The organism is Alicyclobacillus fructus, assembly GCF_017329605.1.
In the GTDB taxonomy this organism is placed as follows: Bacteria; Bacillota; Bacilli; order Alicyclobacillales; family Alicyclobacillaceae; genus Alicyclobacillus; species Alicyclobacillus fructus.
Genome location: NZ_JAFMTY010000014.1, coordinates 1 through 17,536 on the forward strand (window position 1 = coordinate 1; position 17,536 = coordinate 17,536).

General features: G+C 59.7%; 18 protein-coding genes and 1 tRNA gene. 2 read left to right on the forward strand and 17 right to left on the reverse strand.

The window, feature by feature from the left end:
* Positions 1 to 118: 118 nt before the first annotated feature.
* The 8 genes from J3481_RS08485 to dnaX form a co-directional block, all read right to left on the reverse strand.
* The gene (locus J3481_RS08485) at positions 119 to 1,009 is read right to left on the reverse strand and encodes an ABC transporter permease (protein WP_206831677.1); all 891 of its coding nucleotides are present in this window, start codon (positions 1,007 to 1,009) and stop codon (positions 119 to 121) included.
* Positions 1,006 to 1,962 (reverse strand): ABC transporter permease, encoded by a 957-nt coding sequence (locus J3481_RS08490; protein ID WP_206831676.1) that lies wholly within the window; start codon positions 1,960 to 1,962, stop codon positions 1,006 to 1,008. The genes J3481_RS08485 and J3481_RS08490 overlap by 4 nt, the downstream gene beginning before the upstream one ends.
* Before the next feature lie 63 nt (positions 1,963 to 2,025).
* The gene (locus J3481_RS08495; protein WP_206831675.1) at positions 2,026 to 3,579 is read right to left on the reverse strand and encodes an ABC transporter substrate-binding protein; all 1,554 of its coding nucleotides are present in this window, start codon (positions 3,577 to 3,579) and stop codon (positions 2,026 to 2,028) included.
* Between the two features lie 15 nt (positions 3,580 to 3,594).
* Entirely contained in the window at positions 3,595 to 4,290 is a 696-nt protein-coding gene (locus J3481_RS08500; RefSeq protein WP_206831674.1) for a GntR family transcriptional regulator, read from the reverse strand.
* 173 nt (positions 4,291 to 4,463) lie between these two features.
* Positions 4,464 to 4,922 (reverse strand): large conductance mechanosensitive channel protein MscL, encoded by a 459-nt coding sequence (gene mscL, locus J3481_RS08505; protein ID WP_206831673.1) that lies wholly within the window; start codon positions 4,920 to 4,922, stop codon positions 4,464 to 4,466.
* A 58-nt stretch (positions 4,923 to 4,980) separates the two neighbouring features.
* Positions 4,981 to 5,580, reverse strand: a complete 600-nt coding sequence (gene recR / locus J3481_RS08510; RefSeq protein ID WP_206831672.1) for a recombination mediator RecR — start codon at positions 5,578 to 5,580, stop codon at positions 4,981 to 4,983.
* Between the two features lie 2 nt (positions 5,581 to 5,582).
* Entirely contained in the window at positions 5,583 to 5,894 is a 312-nt protein-coding gene (locus J3481_RS08515; protein ID WP_206831671.1) for a YbaB/EbfC family nucleoid-associated protein, read from the reverse strand.
* Entirely contained in the window at positions 5,891 to 7,633 is a 1,743-nt protein-coding gene (gene dnaX / locus J3481_RS08520) for a DNA polymerase III subunit gamma/tau (protein ID WP_206831670.1), read from the reverse strand. Before dnaX ends, J3481_RS08515 begins: the two co-directional genes overlap by 4 nt.
* A gap of 181 nt (positions 7,634 to 7,814) precedes the next feature.
* On the opposite strand from dnaX, the gene J3481_RS08525 reads away from it, so the two are divergent.
* The gene (locus J3481_RS08525; RefSeq protein WP_236011437.1) at positions 7,815 to 8,150 is read left to right on the forward strand and encodes a hypothetical protein; all 336 of its coding nucleotides are present in this window, start codon (positions 7,815 to 7,817) and stop codon (positions 8,148 to 8,150) included.
* A 78-nt stretch (positions 8,151 to 8,228) separates the two neighbouring features.
* On the opposite strand, the gene J3481_RS08530 is transcribed toward J3481_RS08525, so the two are convergent.
* The 4 genes from J3481_RS08530 to J3481_RS08545 all read right to left on the reverse strand — a co-directional run bounded on the left by J3481_RS08530 (position 8,229) and on the right by J3481_RS08545 (position 10,623).
* Positions 8,229 to 9,326, reverse strand: a complete 1,098-nt coding sequence (locus tag J3481_RS08530) for a two-component system sensor histidine kinase NtrB (RefSeq protein WP_328702082.1) — start codon at positions 9,324 to 9,326, stop codon at positions 8,229 to 8,231.
* Between the two features lie 335 nt (positions 9,327 to 9,661).
* A tRNA-Ser gene (locus tag J3481_RS08535) sits at positions 9,662 to 9,751 on the reverse strand.
* A 9-nt stretch (positions 9,752 to 9,760) separates the two neighbouring features.
* Positions 9,761 to 10,249, reverse strand: a complete 489-nt coding sequence (gene tadA / locus J3481_RS08540) for a tRNA adenosine(34) deaminase TadA (protein ID WP_206831669.1) — start codon at positions 10,247 to 10,249, stop codon at positions 9,761 to 9,763.
* Positions 10,246 to 10,623, reverse strand: a complete 378-nt coding sequence (locus J3481_RS08545) for a late competence development ComFB family protein (RefSeq protein ID WP_236011438.1) — start codon at positions 10,621 to 10,623, stop codon at positions 10,246 to 10,248. The genes tadA and J3481_RS08545 overlap by 4 nt, the downstream gene beginning before the upstream one ends.
* A gap of 109 nt (positions 10,624 to 10,732) precedes the next feature.
* Here J3481_RS08545 and asnB point away from each other — a divergent pair, with 109 nt between their 5' ends.
* Entirely contained in the window at positions 10,733 to 12,580 is a 1,848-nt protein-coding gene (asnB, locus tag J3481_RS08550; RefSeq protein ID WP_206831668.1) for an asparagine synthase (glutamine-hydrolyzing), read from the forward strand.
* 281 nt (positions 12,581 to 12,861) lie between these two features.
* Here asnB and J3481_RS08555 read toward each other — a convergent pair whose 3' ends face one another.
* The 5 genes from J3481_RS08555 to J3481_RS08575 form a co-directional block, all read right to left on the reverse strand.
* A complete protein-coding gene (locus tag J3481_RS08555; RefSeq protein ID WP_206831667.1) occupies positions 12,862 to 13,812 on the reverse strand; it encodes a hypothetical protein in 951 nt (316 codons plus the stop codon).
* Positions 13,813 to 14,651: 839 nt separating this feature from the next.
* Positions 14,652 to 14,828: a hypothetical protein gene (locus J3481_RS08560; RefSeq protein ID WP_206831666.1), complete on the reverse strand. Its 177-nt coding sequence runs from the start codon at positions 14,826 to 14,828 to the stop codon at positions 14,652 to 14,654.
* A gap of 49 nt (positions 14,829 to 14,877) precedes the next feature.
* Entirely contained in the window at positions 14,878 to 15,504 is a 627-nt protein-coding gene (gene mtnB, locus J3481_RS08565; protein WP_206831665.1) for a methylthioribulose 1-phosphate dehydratase, read from the reverse strand.
* Positions 15,488 to 16,162, reverse strand: a complete 675-nt coding sequence (locus J3481_RS08570) for an MtnX-like HAD-IB family phosphatase (protein WP_206831664.1) — start codon at positions 16,160 to 16,162, stop codon at positions 15,488 to 15,490. Before J3481_RS08570 ends, mtnB begins: the two co-directional genes overlap by 17 nt.
* Positions 16,159 to 17,394, reverse strand: coding sequence for a 2,3-diketo-5-methylthiopentyl-1-phosphate enolase (locus J3481_RS08575; protein WP_206831663.1), 1,236 nt, complete (start codon positions 17,392 to 17,394; stop codon positions 16,159 to 16,161). Before J3481_RS08575 ends, J3481_RS08570 begins: the two co-directional genes overlap by 4 nt.
* Positions 17,395 to 17,536: the final 142 nt, after the last annotated feature.

The following is a 17,536-nucleotide window of genomic DNA, read 5'->3' on the forward strand; positions in this document are numbered from 1 at the left end:
TGGTGGATACCATTTTCTTTCTCTCAAGTTGGGGTGAAGTCCTTCTTTGTGCTCGAAAAACCCTTGCCGCACAAGGGCTCTTGATTCTGCAAAAGGCTCGCCATGAAAAGTGGATGGATCAGGAGATCTTTCGATTGAGCCACCGCTGGACGCCATCTCCGAGGAGATTGAAGGACACGACGCTGAAAACAAGCGCAAGGCCAGGAAACAGTACGAGCCACGGCGCCAATTGGAGATAACCTTGGGCTGACTGCAACATCGAGCCCCAGCTCGCGGTAGGAGGTTGTACTCCAAGGCCCAAATATTCCAAGCTCGCCTCGGCCACAATGCTCGATGCCATAGCGAGCGTGGCCTGCACAATGATCGGGGTTAAAGCATTTGGGAGAATGTGGCGAAAAATAATCCGCACATGCGTACATCCAACAACCTTAGCGGCATCAATGTAGTCCTTGACCAGCTCTTGAAGCATTTGCGCTCGTGCCGTCCGGGCGAAAGTAGGTATGAGGCCAATTCCGATTGCGATCATGGCATTCCGAGAACCTGGGCCGAGCATGGCAGCGAGCACAAGAGCAAGAATGAGAAAGGGAAAAGCCTGAATCGCGTCGATAATCCGCATGATCAACCACGTGTCAAGGATTCCCCGATAATACCCCGCAATCAGGCCGACAGGAACTCCTATTCCCACTCCAACAACGAGCGCTCCGAGACTTACTTCCATAGATGTCCGTGTGCCAAACAAAATCCTGGACAATTGATCTCGTCCCAGTTGATCTGTACCAAACCAATGATGTGCCGATGGCCCCTGCAGCACCGCGTTGTAGTCGACTTGATTAGGTCCATATGGCGCAATGTAAGGAGCGAATACTGCGACCACCAGAATCAAGAAAACCAAGATGGAACCAGCTAAGAGCGACGGATTGGCAGTACGAGCCCACCTTGAGAACCGAAAGCGTCCCATCGTGGACGACTGTTCCATGGGAAGGAAGTTGGGATCCGGCGCAAGACTCATCCGTCCATCCCCCCGTCTGTGCGGATGCGCGGGTCAATCCAGCTATACGTCATGTCAATGAGGAGATTTACAAGAATTACAATCAGTGCAGCAACTAACGCCGTTCCCTGCACGGTTGTGTAGTCCCGGCTAAAGACGCTCTGAACGAGAAGTTGACCAAATCCCGGCAAAGAGAACACCTGTTCCGTGATCACAAGTCCGCCCAACAACCCGGCTATCTGAAGTCCACCGGCCGTGAGGACTGGTACAAGCGCGTTCGGCAGCGCGTGCCTTAAGGTGACACCTGCACCCTTGAGACCTTTGGCCCAGGCTGTTCGCACAAAATCTTCTCCAAGCGCGTCTACTAGGCTTGAGCGCAACATGCGCAAGAGAACCGCCGCCTCTCTTACACCTGTTGCAAGACAGGGAAGTAACATGCACTCCAAATTTCTCAATGGATCTTGCCAGATTGGAACGTAGAGTGAGTTCGATACGATATGGAATTTTACGGTGAACAACAACAAGAACAGAATACCCAGCCAGAAAGGCGGCACCGAGATGCCCACTGTCGCTGCGAACATTGCGACGAAATCTGCCATGCGCCCTTTCTTGACAGCAGCCACAATCCCGAGGGGAAACGCGATGAGAATCGCGACAATCATGGTGCCAAGCGCGAGTTCCACGGTAACGGGAAGCCGCTGCAAAATAAGTTGTGATACGGATTCGTGGTCGACTAATGAAGTTCCAAGGTTCCCTCGCAAAACGTTTAACAGCCATGTGACGTACTGGATGAATATAGGTTTGTCGAGGCCCATCTGCGCATCCAATGCACGGATTGCTTGTGGAGTGGCATCTTGGCCCAGCAGAATCTCTGCTGGGTTGCCCGGGATGAGATGGATGAAGCTAAAAACCATGATGCTGAGAAAAAACAGGACTGGTATCGTTGTGATCAGTCGTTCGACCACATAGCGCACACGACTCACCTTCTAACTGGGCCTCTGTACCGAAGCACAGAGGCCCTTTACGATAATGACGGCTTACGAAAGCCACATGGAGTAAAGGCGGAAGACTCCGTCTGGATACGACTGAAACCCGTGCAGTTGCCTTGCATAAGCGTAGGTGTTATTAGGAAAGTACAGGAAGATATACGGATCTTGACGGTGCAGTTCTTGAACAAACGCATCGTAATAAGCTTTTCTCTGCGGCATCGACAACGTCTGGCGAGCTTCGTCGAGCAACTTATCTGCTGTCGGATCGCTAAAGTTTGATCCATTTTGCGCTCCGCCCGTATGCCAGAACTGATACGCGTTATTGTCTGGGTCGATGCGCCCTGACCATCCTAGAGCTGACGCCTGAAAATCGTGATTGGTGTTGTTTGCAAGCAGCGTACCAAATTCAAGTTGCTGAATGTTCATTTGAATGTGATACGGTTGGAGCATGCTCTGCACGATCTGAGCAATTTCAGTTGAAACAGGATTGTTAGCAGTTTGGAGTGTAAAGGTGAATCCGTTTGGATCTCCGGCTTCCCTCAAGTATTTCACTACAAGTTGTGAGTTGGGCGCAGGAGGTAGATCCAAGGAACGATTAAAGACGGGTGATTCAGGACTGAAGGGCCCCCACGCAGGAGTCGCTTCGCCCTTCAGCGCGACGTTCACCAACAATGAACGATTGATCGCAGCGTCCACGGCCAGTCTCAGGTATTTGTTATTAAAGGGAGGTTGAGTCACATTCAAATAAATCCCTTGATACCCGAGGCCGGGTTGATTCGACACAACAAAATTTTTATCTTTTTCTAATAATGAAAGTTGTTGAGCAGGAACCTGATCAGCCAACTGAATGCTTCCGTTCTCCAGGTTGGTAATTTCCACGTTTGGGTCTGTAAAAATCTTGAATGTTACCTCATTCAGTTTCGGCTTACCTTTCCAATAGTGCGGGTTGGCAACAAGTGTAATATGATCGCCTTTTACACGGCTAGAAAACGCGAATGGTCCCGTTCCGACTGGATGCTCGGGATAATTGGCGCCTTCCTTTTTGACCGCTGTCGGGGAAACCATCATGCCGGCGCGATCCGTAAGAACAGCGAGAAGCGGACTGTAGGGGTGGGATAACCGAATGACAACCGTGTACGGCCCCGGGGTCTCGATACTCTCGATAGACGAAAGCTCGCTCTTCCTCGCCGATGTTGGGGCCATATCACGTGTCAGGTTGAACTTAACAGCTTCTGCGTTGAACGGTGTGCCATCTTGAAACTTGATGCCCCTGCGCAGCTGGAACGTGTAAACAAGTCCATCCTTTGATATCGAGTACGATTGAACGAGGTTGGGAACGATTTTCCCACTCGGCGTGAGCGCGAAGAGCGTGTCGTAGATATTGGCCATCACCTGCCGGTCGACAAGCGCACTCGAGAGCGCTGGGTCGAGTGTGGCCGGATCCGCTTGTAGACCCACTGTAAGAGTCGTCACGCGAGTATCGGCTGCGGCAGGAGTAGGTTGTTTCATTGAGCCTGGCGAAGCATGTACGTCGCCACACCCAGCCACAACCCCTATTAACGAGATTGCGGTCAATGCACCGAACCATCGATTGCGTGCCATGTCGAATGAACCCCCTTAGGCTTTCTTATCGGACGCTAACGTGTCTAGAAATGTGTCGTCTGCATCCTTGAAGCGAGCCGATATGACCCGAAGATCTTTGGCAACGTGGTGCTTCATCGCTGAATGCGCACCGGCGCTATCCCCCCTTTCAATGCACTGCACAATCTCCTGATGGTCACTTACGATCTGAATGTCTAGATTAGGAACAAAAAGAACTGCCCTCCAATAGAATTGGATTAAATCGGTGATTTCTTGCATCGCTCTTATAATTCTTCGATTTCCAGACATCTGCCATATCTGCTCGTGGAATTCTTTGTTGAGCACTACAATGGCGTCCCAATCTTCCGCCACGAGTGCCTGTTCTGTATTGACAACATTCTCATGCAGCACAGCAATCGAACGCGGATCGACCTTTTCAGCAGCACGCGCAGCTGCAGTCGGTTCAAGCGCAAGCCTCATCTCGTACAATTCCGCAAAGTCACGATACGTGGGCTGAAATACTCGAACTCCGTCTACATCCTCTACGAGCAATTCTCTTTGAATGAGAAGTCTTATCGCCTCACGAACAGGGCTTCGGCTGACGTGGAGTTTCTCTGCAATGTGCGTTTCCACTACCTTATCGTTGGGATGAAATTCACCCGACAAGATGGCGTGATATAAGTACCTGTACACCTGCTTAACCAACGGCTCGCTCCGTTGAATGGCCGCCACGAATCGCCTCTCCATCCCGTCGACTGTCGACCGTCGACCAATTGTCTATTGTGAACTTCATTATAAGCGCAACATATCAACGAAATCAATTCATTCTGAAATCATACCCGCTACATATCTACGATTCTACGAAGGGAGCCCGGCTTCCAGGCTCCCATAGCTTTGCGACGACCTTAAGTCCCAAGTTCGCCTTCCACGAACGACGTGCAATACGCGCAGCGCACGGCCTCAAGCGGAATCTCGGATCGGCAAAAGCGACAGGTTTTCGTGGTGGGTGCCTTTGCGGGCTCTGCCTTCTTGAAACGGCTGAGTTGCCGAATGGCGATAAAAATCACAAGCGAAATGATGAGAAAATTCACGACCGTATTGAGGAACGAGCCGTACTGGATGATGGGGGCACCTGCGGCCTTGGCCGCGGCCAGCGAGGCATAATGCTTGCCAGACAAGTTGATATACAGGTTGCTGAAGTCGACTTTGCCGAGCAGCAAACCGATCGGCGGCATGATCACGTCGTTGACGAGCGCCGTGATCATCTGCCCAAACGCTCCGCCGATGATGACCGCGACAGCCAGGTCCATCACGTTGCCGCGGCGAATGAACGCTCGAAAATCCTTGAAAAACTCTCGAAACACTCCCGTACCTCCTGCACTTGATCAGAACCGCACCGAGCGGGCCCGGTTGCGCAGCCCTTTACAGCGCCCGCCTGCCCTCGAGCGCTTTGGCGAGCGTGACCTCGTCTGCGTACTCGAGATCCCCACCCACCGGCAGCCCGTGCGCGATGCGCGTCAGCTTGATCTGAAACGGCTTCAGCAGTCGCGAGATGTACATCGCCGTCGCCTCGCCCTCGACGTTGGGGTTCGTCGCGAGAATCACCTCGTCGATCTCGTTCTCCCCCACGCGCGTCACCAATTCCCGAATGCGGATGTCCTGCGGCCCCACGCCTTCCATCGGGGAGATGGCGCCGTGAAGCACGTGGTACAACCCTTGATACTCCCGCGTACGCTCCATCGCGATCACGTCCCTCGGCTCCTGCACGACGCAGATGACGCGGCGATCCCGGCGAGGATCGCGGCAGATGGCGCAGGGAGACGCCTCGGTGATGTTGCAGCAGACGGCGCATTCCGTCAGCCCGGTCTTGAGATCGATCAGCGCCTTGGCAAAGGCCCGAACGTCTTCCTCGGTCATCTCCAGGACGTGAAACGCCAGGCGCGCGGCCGTCTTCGGTCCCACGCCAGGCAGCTTCATAAAGTGTTCGATGGCCCGCGCCACCGGCTCCGGATAGCCGTACATCGTCAGAACATCCCCGGCAGGTTGAGGCCGCGGGTGTACTTGCCCATGACCTCTTCCGCGAGATGGTTCGCCTTTTCAGCGGCGTCCTGAATCGCCACCAGGATCAAATCCTGCAGCATGTCCACATCATCCGGCGACACGACGCTTTTGTCGATCTCGACCGCGACCACGTCCTTGTGTCCGTTCATCCGCACCTTGACAGCGCCGCCACCCGCCGTGCCTTCCACCACCTGCTCTCCGAGCGACGCCTGCGCCTTCAGGATTTCCTCCTGCATCTTCTTCGCCTGACGCATCAACTGGTTCATATTTTTCATCGGTCGTCTCCCTCGTCTTCCACCGTCACTTTGTCGGATCCGAACAAATCGATGGCCAACTGCACCACATCCGGCGCTTGAGCTTCATCTTCCTCGCGCGATCCGGCCTCCTCCGCGAGGGCCGGAGCCAACGAGGCGGCAAACTCCTCCCAGTCGGCCTGCAAGATGGCAAACAACTGCACCTGCCGGCCAAGCACCCCGGCCAAAGCAGCCTCAATGGCCGCGCGATCCGCCTGTTTCATGACGGCCTCGCGGTGAATGCGGCTCTTGAACGAAAGCACCACGGCATGCGGCGTGACGAGCGCCACCTCGCCGTGCAAAAGCCACGCGTGCGTCTGCACGCGTTGCGATTTGACCGACGCGAGCACGTCCTGCCAGCCGTCGCGAAGCTTGCGCTCGAGCGCCTCGTCGCGATCGCGATACAGCCGCGCGAGGGTCTCCCGCTTTCGGTGCGCGGAGGTGCGGGCCGGCGCGGCGCGGGCACTGGGCTTAGGCGCGTCAGAAGCCGATCGGGCGGCATCGGCCGACACAGGGGTCTCCACAACAGGCGCTTCCACGGCTTCCACAGCGGTCCGCGCCAGCGGCGCGGGGCGGCCTCCTTCGCCGCGGTGGGCGTCACCCTCGGGGACAGGCTGAGCCGGTTCAAGCGTTCTTCTTTCGGCCGCAAGTCCCATCAGCACCGCTTCCAGCGCGAGCCGGGGTTCCTCGACGTACCGCAGCTGCGTGTACAGCTCGCCCAGCCGCCGCATCGCGGCGAGCAGCCAATCAACGGTGACGTCGTCCCGAGATGCGACCGGAAGATACGGATTGAGCGGCTTGCCACTCAGCGCGTCCGGTTTGCGCGACAGCTTGACGATAAACAAATCGCGCACCACTTGCAACAAGTCGTGCACGATGCGGCTCGCGTCCTTGCCGGATGCGTACCACTGCCCGAGCCGTTCCATGACCGTAAGAAACGAACGTCCGGCGAGATCGCCGACGAGCGCGACCAGCGATCCGATGTCGACACTGCCGACGACATCCGCGACGGTGGCGTCGTCGATCCGCCCGTTCCCGAAAGCGGCCGCCTGCTCGAAGAGCGCGAGCGCGTCGCGCAACCCGCCGTCGGCGGCTTCGGCCAGGCGCCAGAGCGCGGAGTCCGCGGCTTCGATTCCTTGACGCTGCGCCACGAGCCGGAGCCTGTCCACGATGGCCTCCGGCGCGATACGGCGAAAGTCGAAGCGCTGACAGCGCGAGATGATGGTGGCAGGGAGGCGGTGGGGCTCGGTGGTGGCAAGCACGAACAAGACATGAGCCGGCGGCTCCTCCAATGTCTTGAGGAGCGCGTTGAACGCCTCCTGAGTCAGCATGTGGACCTCGTCCACAATGTAGACCTTTTTCTTGGCCATCGTGGGGAGGTAGTGGACGTGATCGCGCAGATCACGGATCTCGTCGACGCCGCGGTTGGACGCCGCGTCGATCTCCTGAACATCCACGTTCGATCCGCGCTGGATGCTCGTGCAGGCCTCGCAGGCGTTACAGGGCTCGACGCCGTCTATCGGATCGAGGCAGTTGACCGCCTTGGCCAACAGCTTCGCCGTGCTCGTCTTTCCCGTACCGCGCGGCCCGCAAAAGAGGTATGCATGCGCCAACTGCCCGCTCTTCAGCGCGTTGGTCAGCGTCTGACGCACGTGCGGCTGTCCGACCAAGTCCTCGAACGTCTGCGGGCGGTATGCGCGGTAGAGTGCCTGGTACGCCATGCTGGGCCTCCTTCCACCGATACTCTACCACAGGGAGGGGGCCCGTTTCACGGCGAGGCAGACGTGGAACGCCCGCCCAGAACGGAGGCAGGTGCGGTCCGAGAGGAGATTGTCCGCCATCATCGAATCTTCCCGTTGATCCAATCAACATCCCGCTGGACACTTGCAGGGAGGCGATTTTGTGGCGCCTGTCTTCGTCCTCCTCGCGCCTATCTTGGGCGCGCTGCTTTCGAACCTTGTCCCCGCGACAGCCGCGCCGCTCGCCGCCACTTGGTGGGGCCCCGTGCGATGGCGGGACCTCCTGCTGACGAGTGCAGGCGCACGCCGATCCTTCGCGCTAGGCATCATCTACAGCCTCGTCTACCTGCTGCTCCTTGTCGCCGCCCGCACCCATCGTGGCCTGGACTTGTACTTGGCGGTGCTTGGTTCGGCGCACTTCATTCGGCCGTCCAGGTGTTGGCCTACCACGTGCCCTGGGCCCGCGCGTGGCCCGATCTGGCAATTGGCGTCTTGTTGATCATCACCCAGTCCATCACCAAGTTCTCCCGCAATGCGTGGGGCGCCGCCCTGTTTTGGACCGTGAGCAACTTCTAAATCACGACGACCGACGCTCGTGAATCACCTGCGGCGACGACGATCTCGTCTTCGGCAGCGACACCGTGAACGTCGTGCCGAACCCTTTCGAACTCACGCGAATTTGGCCGCCGTGATCGGCCACAATGCGCTGACAGATGGCGAGCCCGAGGCCGGTGCCCTTTTCCTTGGTGGTATAGAACACGTCGAAAATGCGGTCGAACAAATAATACGGGATGCCAGGCCCCGTGTCGGAGAAGTCGATCTCCACGCGCCCTTCTTCCGCGCGAGCGCGAATCGTGAGCCGTCCGCCTTTCTCCATCGCCTCAATGGCGTTTCTCGCGAGATGGGCGAACAGTTGTTCCATCATGCCGCGATCCGCCTGCAGTTCGAGCTCCGCCGGAACCTCGTACACCGTCTCGACGCCCCGCTTGTGAGCCTCCTCGTCGAGCCAAGCGCGCAAATGGCCGAGCACCTCAGATACAGACACCATGGTCCACGTCATATCCTGCGGCTTCGACAGCAGCAAAAGTTCCGTCACGAGTGCGTTGACCCGCTCAATTTCCTGCATCATCACGCGGATGTACGCGATCTCGTCCGGCATGTCCAAGCGCTCGAGGCGCTGCTCGAGCAACTGGAGGAATCCCTTGACGGTCGTCAACGGGTTGCGAATTTCGTGCGCCACGCCGGCAGCCAAGCGCCCGATGGTGGCAATGCGCTCAATTTTCTCCGTGTGTTGGTTGAGCATCGCGAAGTTGCCCATGTCCCGCATCACGATGTACACGCCCGCTTCGCCCGTCTCCGCTTGACGCGCGACGAACGAGTCCATGAGGACGTGGCGAACCGTGCCGCCCGCCTCCCACTTGACGACCGCGTCCCGATACTCACAATCCTCGGCCACGATCCGGCATAGCAATTGGTATTCCTCGGAATCTATCGGCAAGACCTCGTAAAGAGGCGCGATGCATCGTTCTTCCGTCCAGGCGAACAAATCCTTGGCGAGCCGGTTTTCCATGCGAAGGAGCAGATCTTTTGAGAGAAACACCACGCCCGCGTGAATCAGGTTCATTTGCTCAGGGAGCGATTCGCGAACCGCACTCGACTTGCGTGCGCCGCGCACAAGCACCACCCACTCTGTGTCGCAGTCGTTGTCTTGGGTGTATTCGCAGCTCCTTGTGCAAATCCTGCCCCATCGACGAAAGATCCCGGAATTCGACGACGTTCGACACCGGCGGCGAAGCCGCCCACTCCGCTCCCAACAAAACGCGGCCTTGAACCAAACCCCGATCAGGCACCCCCGCGTCGCCCGAAAGGTCTCCCTTAGTGCTGCTTCCGTCAGGACCTGACACGGTTCGGGAGTTTTCGCCGCGCGGGACCCAATCAGGATTTGGTCCAAAGCCGCGTTTAGAGCCCATTTGGCACAATCGGTGTCCGGCACGCCGGACACCGATCTTCTGGCGGAGAGAGTGGGATTCGAACCCACGAGGCCCTTGCGGACCTACCCGCTTTCGAGGCGGGCTCTTTCGACCACTCAGACATCTCTCCGCGAGGGTCTCACGACACCTCTCCCTTGGCACCGCCTTTGGCGCGGCGCTTCCGGAAGAAGTCCGTTAATAGTTTAGCACAATCGTCCGCCAAAATGCCAGAGGTAATTTGCGGCGCATGGTTCCAAAGCCCCGGCTCCAAAAGCCGAACCCTGGATTCCACCGCTCCGCCCTTCGCATCCGACGCCCCGTACACCAAGCGCCGCACCCGCGAAAGGACAATCGCTCCGGCACACATCGGACAAGGCTCGAGTGTAACGTACAGCACACAATTTGTCAAGCGCCATCCGCCCAGCCGCCGGCTTGCCTCCGCAATCGCGAGCATCTCCGCGTGCGCCGTGCCGTCTCGCCACGTCTCGCGGCGATTGAAGCCCTCTCCGACGATGCGCCCGTCCTCGACCACCACCGCGCCCACGGGCACCTCGCCCCAGCGCGCGGCCTCCTCGGCGAGTTCGAGCGCGCGCCTCATGAACCGCTCATCGGCCGCGTTCTCCATCATGTTCGCGATCCGCCCTCGCCTTCCTCGGACGCCGGATCCGAAGCCGACTGACCTGGTCCGCGAGGCGGATGGTGCGGTTGCCGGGAGACGCGAAGGGCCGCCTGCGTCAACTCCCGCAACACGTCGGACCGGAGTTGAGGCCGCAGATACTCCACCTGAACGTACACCTGGCCCTCATCCGTCGCAGCGTAGCGCGGAGGCAAATGGTTCAGCGCCATCGCCAGGACGTCGTCGAGGCATTGGTCGCAATGGCACGGCAACAGCCTTTGAAGTTCCGGATCCTTCAGCATCTGCCTCGCCAGCACCTCGGTCATGTTGACGATGGGCACCTCGATCTCCTCCTCGCGCAGCGCCTCCTCGACCCAGTATAGCAAAAGGGAGTGGAACCTCGCTCGCAGTCTGGGCACCTATCCCGCACCGACGGCATAAGGTATGTCGATTCGGTTGCCCGCAAGTTGGCGTCATGCGAAGGAGGAACTGCCCATGTGCGGAATTGCTGGCTGGGTCGACTGGACGCGCGATCTGCGGCCCGAGATCGACATCGTGAAACAGATGGGGCAGGCGCTCGTGTCGCGCGGCCCAGATGCCGCCGGCTGGTTTGCGGCATCGCACGCGCTCTTCGCCCACCGCCGGCTGATTGTGGTCGATCCGGAAGGCGGCAAGCAGCCCATGACCCGCAACGTGAACGGCCGCAGCTATACCATCGTCTACAACGGCGAACTGTACAACACGGAGGACCTGCGGCGCGATCTCGCCGCGCGCGGCTATGGCTTCGACGGCTATTCGGATACCGAAGTGCTGCTCGTCGCCTACATCGCCTGGGGCGAGTCCTGCGTCGAACGGCTGAACGGCATCTTCGCCTTCGCCATCTGGGATCAGGCCGAAGAAAAGCTCGTGCTCGGGCGGGATCGGCTGGGCGTCAAGCCGCTGTTCTTCGCGCGCCTGGGCCCCGGGCTGATCTTCGGATCCGAGCTAAAGGCGCTGCTCGCGCACCCGAATCTCGAGGCCGTGATCGACGAGACAGGGTTGGCGGAGATCTTTGCGATGGGCCCCGCGCGCACGCCCGGACTCGGCGTGTACAAGGGCATTGAAGAGGTGAAACCCGGCCATATGCTCATCGCGCGGCCCGAGGGCATCTCCGTTCGGCGGTACTGGAAGCTGGAGAGCCGCGAACACACCGATTCGCTCGAACAGACGGTGGAAACTGTTCGCCATCTCTTCATCGACACCGTCGAGCGGCAACTGGTGTCGGATGTGCCGCTTGGGACCTTTTTGTCCGGCGGCCTCGACTCGAGCGCCGTATCCGCCATCGCGGCGCGCTATTACCGGCGCATGGGACGCGAACCGCTTCACACGTACGCCATCGAGTTCGTCGACATGGAGAAGTACTTCCAGGCAAACGCGTTTCAGAAGAGCCTCGACGGGCCCTGGGCGAAGCGGATTGCGGAACACATCGGCAGCATCCACCATCCCATCGCCTTCGATACGCCGGATTTGGAGCGCCATTTGGCCGATCCGCTCTACGCGCGCGATCTCCCTGGCATGGCGGACATCGACACGTCGCTTTATCTGTTCTGCAAGCGCGTGAAGGAAGACGTCACCGTGGCCCTGTCCGGCGAGGCGGCGGACGAAGTGTTCGGCGGTTATCCGTGGTTTCACCGCGAGGACGCGCTCGCCGCGGACACGTTCCCGTGGTCGCTCAGGCTGTACGAGCGCATGGCCATCATGTCCGACGAGCTCAAACATCGAATTCGCCCCGAGATCTACGTCAAGGAGCGGTACCACGAGGCGCTCGACGAGGTGCCGCGCCTGCCTGGTGAGGATGGACGCGCCGCGCGCGTGCGGGAGATTGGCTATCTGTCCATCACGCGCTTCATGCCGACTCTTCTCGATCGCAAAGACCGCATGAGCATGGCGTCCGGGCTCGAGGTGCGCGTGCCGTTCTGCGATCACCGGCTGGTAGAATACGTGTTCAACATCCCGTGGGAGCTGAAGACGGCGGGCGGCGAGGTCAAGGGCATCCTGCGGCTCGCCATGGAGGATTTTCTGCCGCACGACGCCCTGTACCGAAAAAAGAGCCCTTATCCGTCGACGCCCCACCCGGCCTACCTGGCGCTCGTGCGCGAAAAAGCGCTTGCGATGCTCGACGATCCGTCCTCGCCCATCCTGCCCTTTGTCGACGCGAACGCGATTCGGGCACTTGCGGAAATGAGCAAGCGACCCATGGAGCATCGGCCGTGGTTCGGGCAGATCATGGGCACGGCGCAGATGTTTCACTACCTATGGGAAGTGAACGAATGGATGAAGGCGTACCGCGTGCGGGTGGTGTGATACAGCGCGCGCCGAAGCGAAGGCCGGGCCGAGGCGCCTAGACGCGGTTCGCGCATGTGTGTCGCGCATAGCGGCCCCACCCTTCGCGCACGCTAGCGGGAGACCGAAGGAGGCTGGTCACCGTGGTACCCGACTGGCTGTGGGGACTCGCGTTTGTCGTTGGCATCGCCGCGGCGTGGGCCGTGGTGGACATCCGCGTGCGCCGGCACGACGTGAAGACGGGTCGAGGCGAGTAGCTCGGCCCGTCTTGATCTGCGACGAAGACGCCGAAGGTCTGCCCGTCACACGTTGGGCGTAAACGTGTACGTGTTGTGCATCGTGTTGACGATCCCGACGCCGTTCGAGAAGACGATGCCAACGGGCTTCACGCTCGACGGAAAGCGCAGCCGCGCTCCCGTCATCACATTCTCTCCCCCGTACGCGCTTGAATTGATGGCGTGCCACCACACCTCGTTGCCGCCCACCGCCACGTAGGACGGCGTCGAGGAGATGTGAAGAAGTTGACCGCTCGCCGAGTCGTAAGCCATCACGCCCGACGCGTTCGAGGACCAGGCGTAGATGCCGTTTGCCGCCTGCAGGGTCGTAGGGTTCTCGTTCTCCCCATGCGCCACTGTGACCGCGCGGTGGTGGGCGAGATCGTCGAGTTCGAGCGTGAACGGGATTTTCACCGCACTGCGCAGAACGTCCTGCGCGCGTTCCTCCACCACGGCGACGGTCGAGCCATCGACCGCGAAGTCCGTGATGACCTCGCTCTGCCCCTGCGCCGCGCGACTCAAGACCACGCGATCCGCGCCCGTCCCAAGGTGGTCATCGTGCAGCGCGGTCACAACCGTCGCCGCCTTTCCCGAACCCTGCACCTTTTGCGTGAGATACCAAAGCTGATTGCCCACCAGTTGCATCTTCAAAAGCACGCCGTTCGCCGCCGACGCGCGCCACACTTCAAACGCCCGTTTCGTCTTCACATCATACGCATCGACGCGCGTCTGGCCGTCCGACATGTCCATCGTGACGTACTGCCAGGCAATCCAGTCCCCGCTCGCCTGCTCATCGTACGTCTCGCGATAGCGCTCAGCGCCCGGCTGCGGCAGATACGCGTGCAGATTCGTCGCCCAAATGCGCCCGTACGCGTACGATCCCGCCTTGGGGCCGCCCGGAACCTGCACGCCCGGCGTCGGACACAGGAAGCCTGCCGTCGGGCTGTAGGCGTCGGCTGGAAATTGTGGATATGTCATCGTAACGGGGGCAACATTGACTTCCTTCAACGGAGAAAGTCTGCCTGTGCTTGCTTGCATGGACGTCTTGCTTTCGTGGGTCACCTGACCACAGCCGCTTATCATCAACAAAGCGGCTGCTACACAAACGGGAACAGAGAGTTTATTTGCAACGGGGCTCAATATGACACCTCCTCAAGTCCATTCAACCCCAAGCCAATGGATACTTGGCCGACCTTGTCCAACCATTGATTGAAGAGTGCATATTTATAGGAAATATAGTGGCCATTGAGATTCTCATTGGATCCTCACATGTAGTGTCGTCGGACGGCTCAGACATCGTCCCTGTGCTGACTGAAGCGGAGGACGGAAGACTTCCTCCACCGGTGAAGAGTATTTCCAAGAAGTGTTTGATTTTATTTCTGATTCATTTGACTTTGGTAGGACTGCTGGCTCCTATTTCTTGCGTCGTATGCGACCTGCGAATTCGGTAAACTGCCTGCGCCTTGCCGCCTCTGCTGCATAGACGCTTGGCGCGCCTGTTGCACACAAAACACAAACGGCAACACCTACTAGCAGCGCTGAACGACGGACCAAGCAAAAGATTTACCATTCCTCCTAATTGAGCGATAGTTTTACTCTCATATAACAAAATAGAACGAAAACATCTTAGTTGTCAACAAAAGATATATTTTAGACAAGTAAACAATTTATGTGATATTGACTTATAAAATTATTGGTGATATCGATCGTATTTTACCTGGAAATTCTTTAGACAGCAAGACTGCGTATTCGAATTGATTTAAACCCTTACAAAGAGTCTCCCGACAAAAAAGCGGCGCCGATGGCCTCGTTGGGCCTCAGCGCCGCTCTCCAGGGGAATCGAGCGGATGCACGGGTTCGTCGTGTCTGCGCATCACGTGATCCCAATACAACAGTCCGCCGCCGACGAGCATGAGCATGACCGAGAGGATGATCATCCACATGATGGTTTCGGAATCAAGGTCTTGAAACCACGACGCAAATTCAGGGCCCACGGCGCTCCACCCCGCTTTCAGCGGCTAGTGTGCGCCGAATGCCTCTCGCTCATACGGCGCCGCGGCCCCGGGCGAAATCGAGCTTGTACACGTATTCGCACAAAAACTCCACGGCTTCTAGGTGCCGGCGCGCATCGTCCGGCGTGTCGCCCCACGCGTAGACGCCGTGCGCGCGCACCAAGACAGCGGGGACATCGGCGCGCGCCGCCTCGGCCACCGCCGAGCCGAGCCGATGAAGATCCGCCCAGTTCGGCACAATCGGGATGCGCACCACGGCGTCTTCCTCCCAGTGGCCGAGCGCCTTCACCAGCTCGTGCCCGCGAATCTCGACGAAGCCCTGATCCGCGTACAGCTCGCTCACCAGGTTGTTGTAGACCGTGTGGACGTGGAGAATGCTGCCGCACCCGAACTTCTGGTACAGCGCCACATGGACCGTCGTCTCGGCCGACGGTTTGTAAGGCGTCTCCCCCTGCACGCGCATGTCCGCGTCAAGCAGCAGCACGTCCTCGGGCTGAAGCCGGGACTTGTCCGCGCCGCTGCGCGTGATGGCAAACGTGAGCGGCTCCTCCGACACCCGCACCGACAGGTTTCCGCTCGTCGCGGGCAGCCAGCCGCGGTCCGCCGCGAAACGAGCGAGCTCGATCACGCTCGTTTGCGCCTCATGAAAGGTGGGCATACAATTCGCTCCTCTTGTCCAAAATGGCCGCCGTGATGTCGTCGAACGTCTCGAACGGAAGATGGGGCAGGCCCAACTCCTGCGCCAGGCGCAGCAGGTCGCTTCTCGCAAAGACGAAGTCGGCCATCTTCGCCGCTTTCACGTCCGTGACCCCGTCTCCGATGGCGATGACGCGATCGCCGGGACGGGTCATCTCGCGGATGACGCGGGGCTTGCAGAGGCCGCAGCCGCCGTCGCACGCCTCGTCGCAGGGCTTCGACCAGACGACCTTGAGCCGAGGCCCGCTCGCGTCGATCCGATTGCAGTAGATATCCACAGATGTTGTGGATAAACTGTGGATAACCGGCTCCACGAAAAAGTCGAATCCGCCGCTGACGATCGCGACTTTCCACCCGAGTTGTTCACAGGTGTGGATGAATTGTGGAAAACCTCGGCGCACGGCGGTTGCCTCCCGGGCGTACGCCACGACCGCCTCATAGATATGCGACGGGAGCAGAGCGAACATGGCCTCGACGCCGTCCTTGACGGATCGCTCGCCCGCGCGCACGGCCCGGATGATGGGCTCGCTCGCCTCCGGCGCGAAGTGGCGCATGATGCTCACAATCATGTCCCGCTCGGAGATGGTGCCATCGAAGTCACAGACCACGCGCACCGTCACGTCGGCATCCCCCACTTCTCCAGCGCCTGTCGGAGCGCCGGGCGATCCTTCGCGGCCTCCTGAAGCGGCACGCCGTGCTCGACGGCCCAGATGGCGTCGAAAAATGCGCGACCGCCCATGCGCGCGCCGCCCGGGTGGCCGTGAATGCCGCCGCCGGCGTTCAGGACGAGATCGACGCCGAAATCGTGGTACAAGCGCGGGACAAGGCCTGGGTAAATGCCCGCGGACGGAGCGGGTAGAACGGGCTTGTGCGGCCCATCGGCGCGCAGATGCTCCACGAGGCGGCGCGTGGGCTCGGCTCCGAGTGTCACGCTTCCGTACATGGACGGGAAGATGCCGATGTCCGCCCCCGCCAGCCGCATGAGCTGCCCGAGCACGATGTCTGCCGCAATACCGTAGTTGGGCGATCCGTACAGCGCACCCGACACGGCCGGATGAGCCAGGATGGGCACGTGGACCTCGGGATCGCGGGCGAGATCGGCCACCACGTCGTAGCCGTACGCGACGACGTTCACAAGCAGCGCGCCGGCACCGAGCTCCGCGAGGCGACGGGCGCGATCGCGCAAGGCGTGCACGGGCCCCGTGAGATTGACCGCATAGGCGGTCTGCCGCCCGGTGCGCTGCGCCACCTGGCGCGCCTTTTCGGCGTAGGCCTGCACGCGCTCCTCGGGCGTCGCGTACGCCTCGGTGAAGAAAATCTCGTCGTCCTTGACGAGATCGACGCCGCCCTCCGCCTGTTCGCCGAACGCCTCGACGAGTTCGTCCAGACGGAGCCCTGCGCAAGCCTTGAAGATGCTCATGACGAGCGGACGGCCGTGCGCGCCAAGCCTCTGCCTGACGCCCTCCACGCCGAACTTGGGCCCGGGGAACTGTCGAACGAGGACTTCCGGCAGCTGCAGGCGTTCGAGCCGGATCTCGCCGTCCATGGACAGCTTGCCAAACACCGTGACGAGGAGCGATGCGAACGTGCCATTCAAATTCGCCACAGGATAGGCGATGTCGATCTCGGCGATGACCTCGCCCTCCGGCATCTCGTCCAAGACGCGAATGTCCTCGACGCGGCCGCAGTGCCTCGCCACCTCGGCCCGGCGCGCCGCGGGAAGGTCCGTCCACGAGCCGATGGTCAGGCCCACGGCGATGCCCTCGGCTCTCGCCTGAAGCTTCTCATTGCGATCCCGCAACCGGTAGGTGGCGACCACCGCGTCGCCCGGCAGGGAATCCTGATTCAACATCTCGTCGCACCTCATTTCTCCAACGTGGAAGTCCGCCCGAGCGTCATCCACAGACCTGTGGGCAATCCAACCGCCATTATACACAAGCCGGATCGCGCATCACACGTGGTTTTCCACAGCGACCTGTGGATATTGGGGATAA

Coding starts and splice junctions, on each gene's coding strand:
- J3481_RS08485 (WP_206831677.1), bottom strand. CDS start 1,009: ATGAGTCTTGCGCCGGATCCCAACTTCCTTCCCATGGAACAGTCGTCC.
- J3481_RS08495 (WP_206831675.1), bottom strand. CDS start 3,579: ATGGCACGCAATCGATGGTTCGGTGCATTGACCGCAATCTCGTTAATA.
- recR (WP_206831672.1), bottom strand. CDS start 5,580: ATGTACGGCTATCCGGAGCCGGTGGCGCGGGCCATCGAACACTTTATG.
- J3481_RS08515 (WP_206831671.1), bottom strand. CDS start 5,894: ATGAAAAATATGAACCAGTTGATGCGTCAGGCGAAGAAGATGCAGGAG.
- dnaX (WP_206831670.1), bottom strand. CDS start 7,633: ATGGCGTACCAGGCACTCTACCGCGCATACCGCCCGCAGACGTTCGAG.
- tadA (WP_206831669.1), bottom strand. CDS start 10,249: ATGATGGAGAACGCGGCCGATGAGCGGTTCATGAGGCGCGCGCTCGAA.
- asnB (WP_206831668.1), top strand. CDS start 10,733: ATGTGCGGAATTGCTGGCTGGGTCGACTGGACGCGCGATCTGCGGCCC.
- J3481_RS08555 (WP_206831667.1), bottom strand. CDS start 13,812: ATGACATATCCACAATTTCCAGCCGACGCCTACAGCCCGACGGCAGGC.
- mtnB (WP_206831665.1), bottom strand. CDS start 15,504: ATGCCCACCTTTCATGAGGCGCAAACGAGCGTGATCGAGCTCGCTCGT.
- J3481_RS08575 (WP_206831663.1), bottom strand. CDS start 17,394: ATGTTGAATCAGGATTCCCTGCCGGGCGACGCGGTGGTCGCCACCTAC.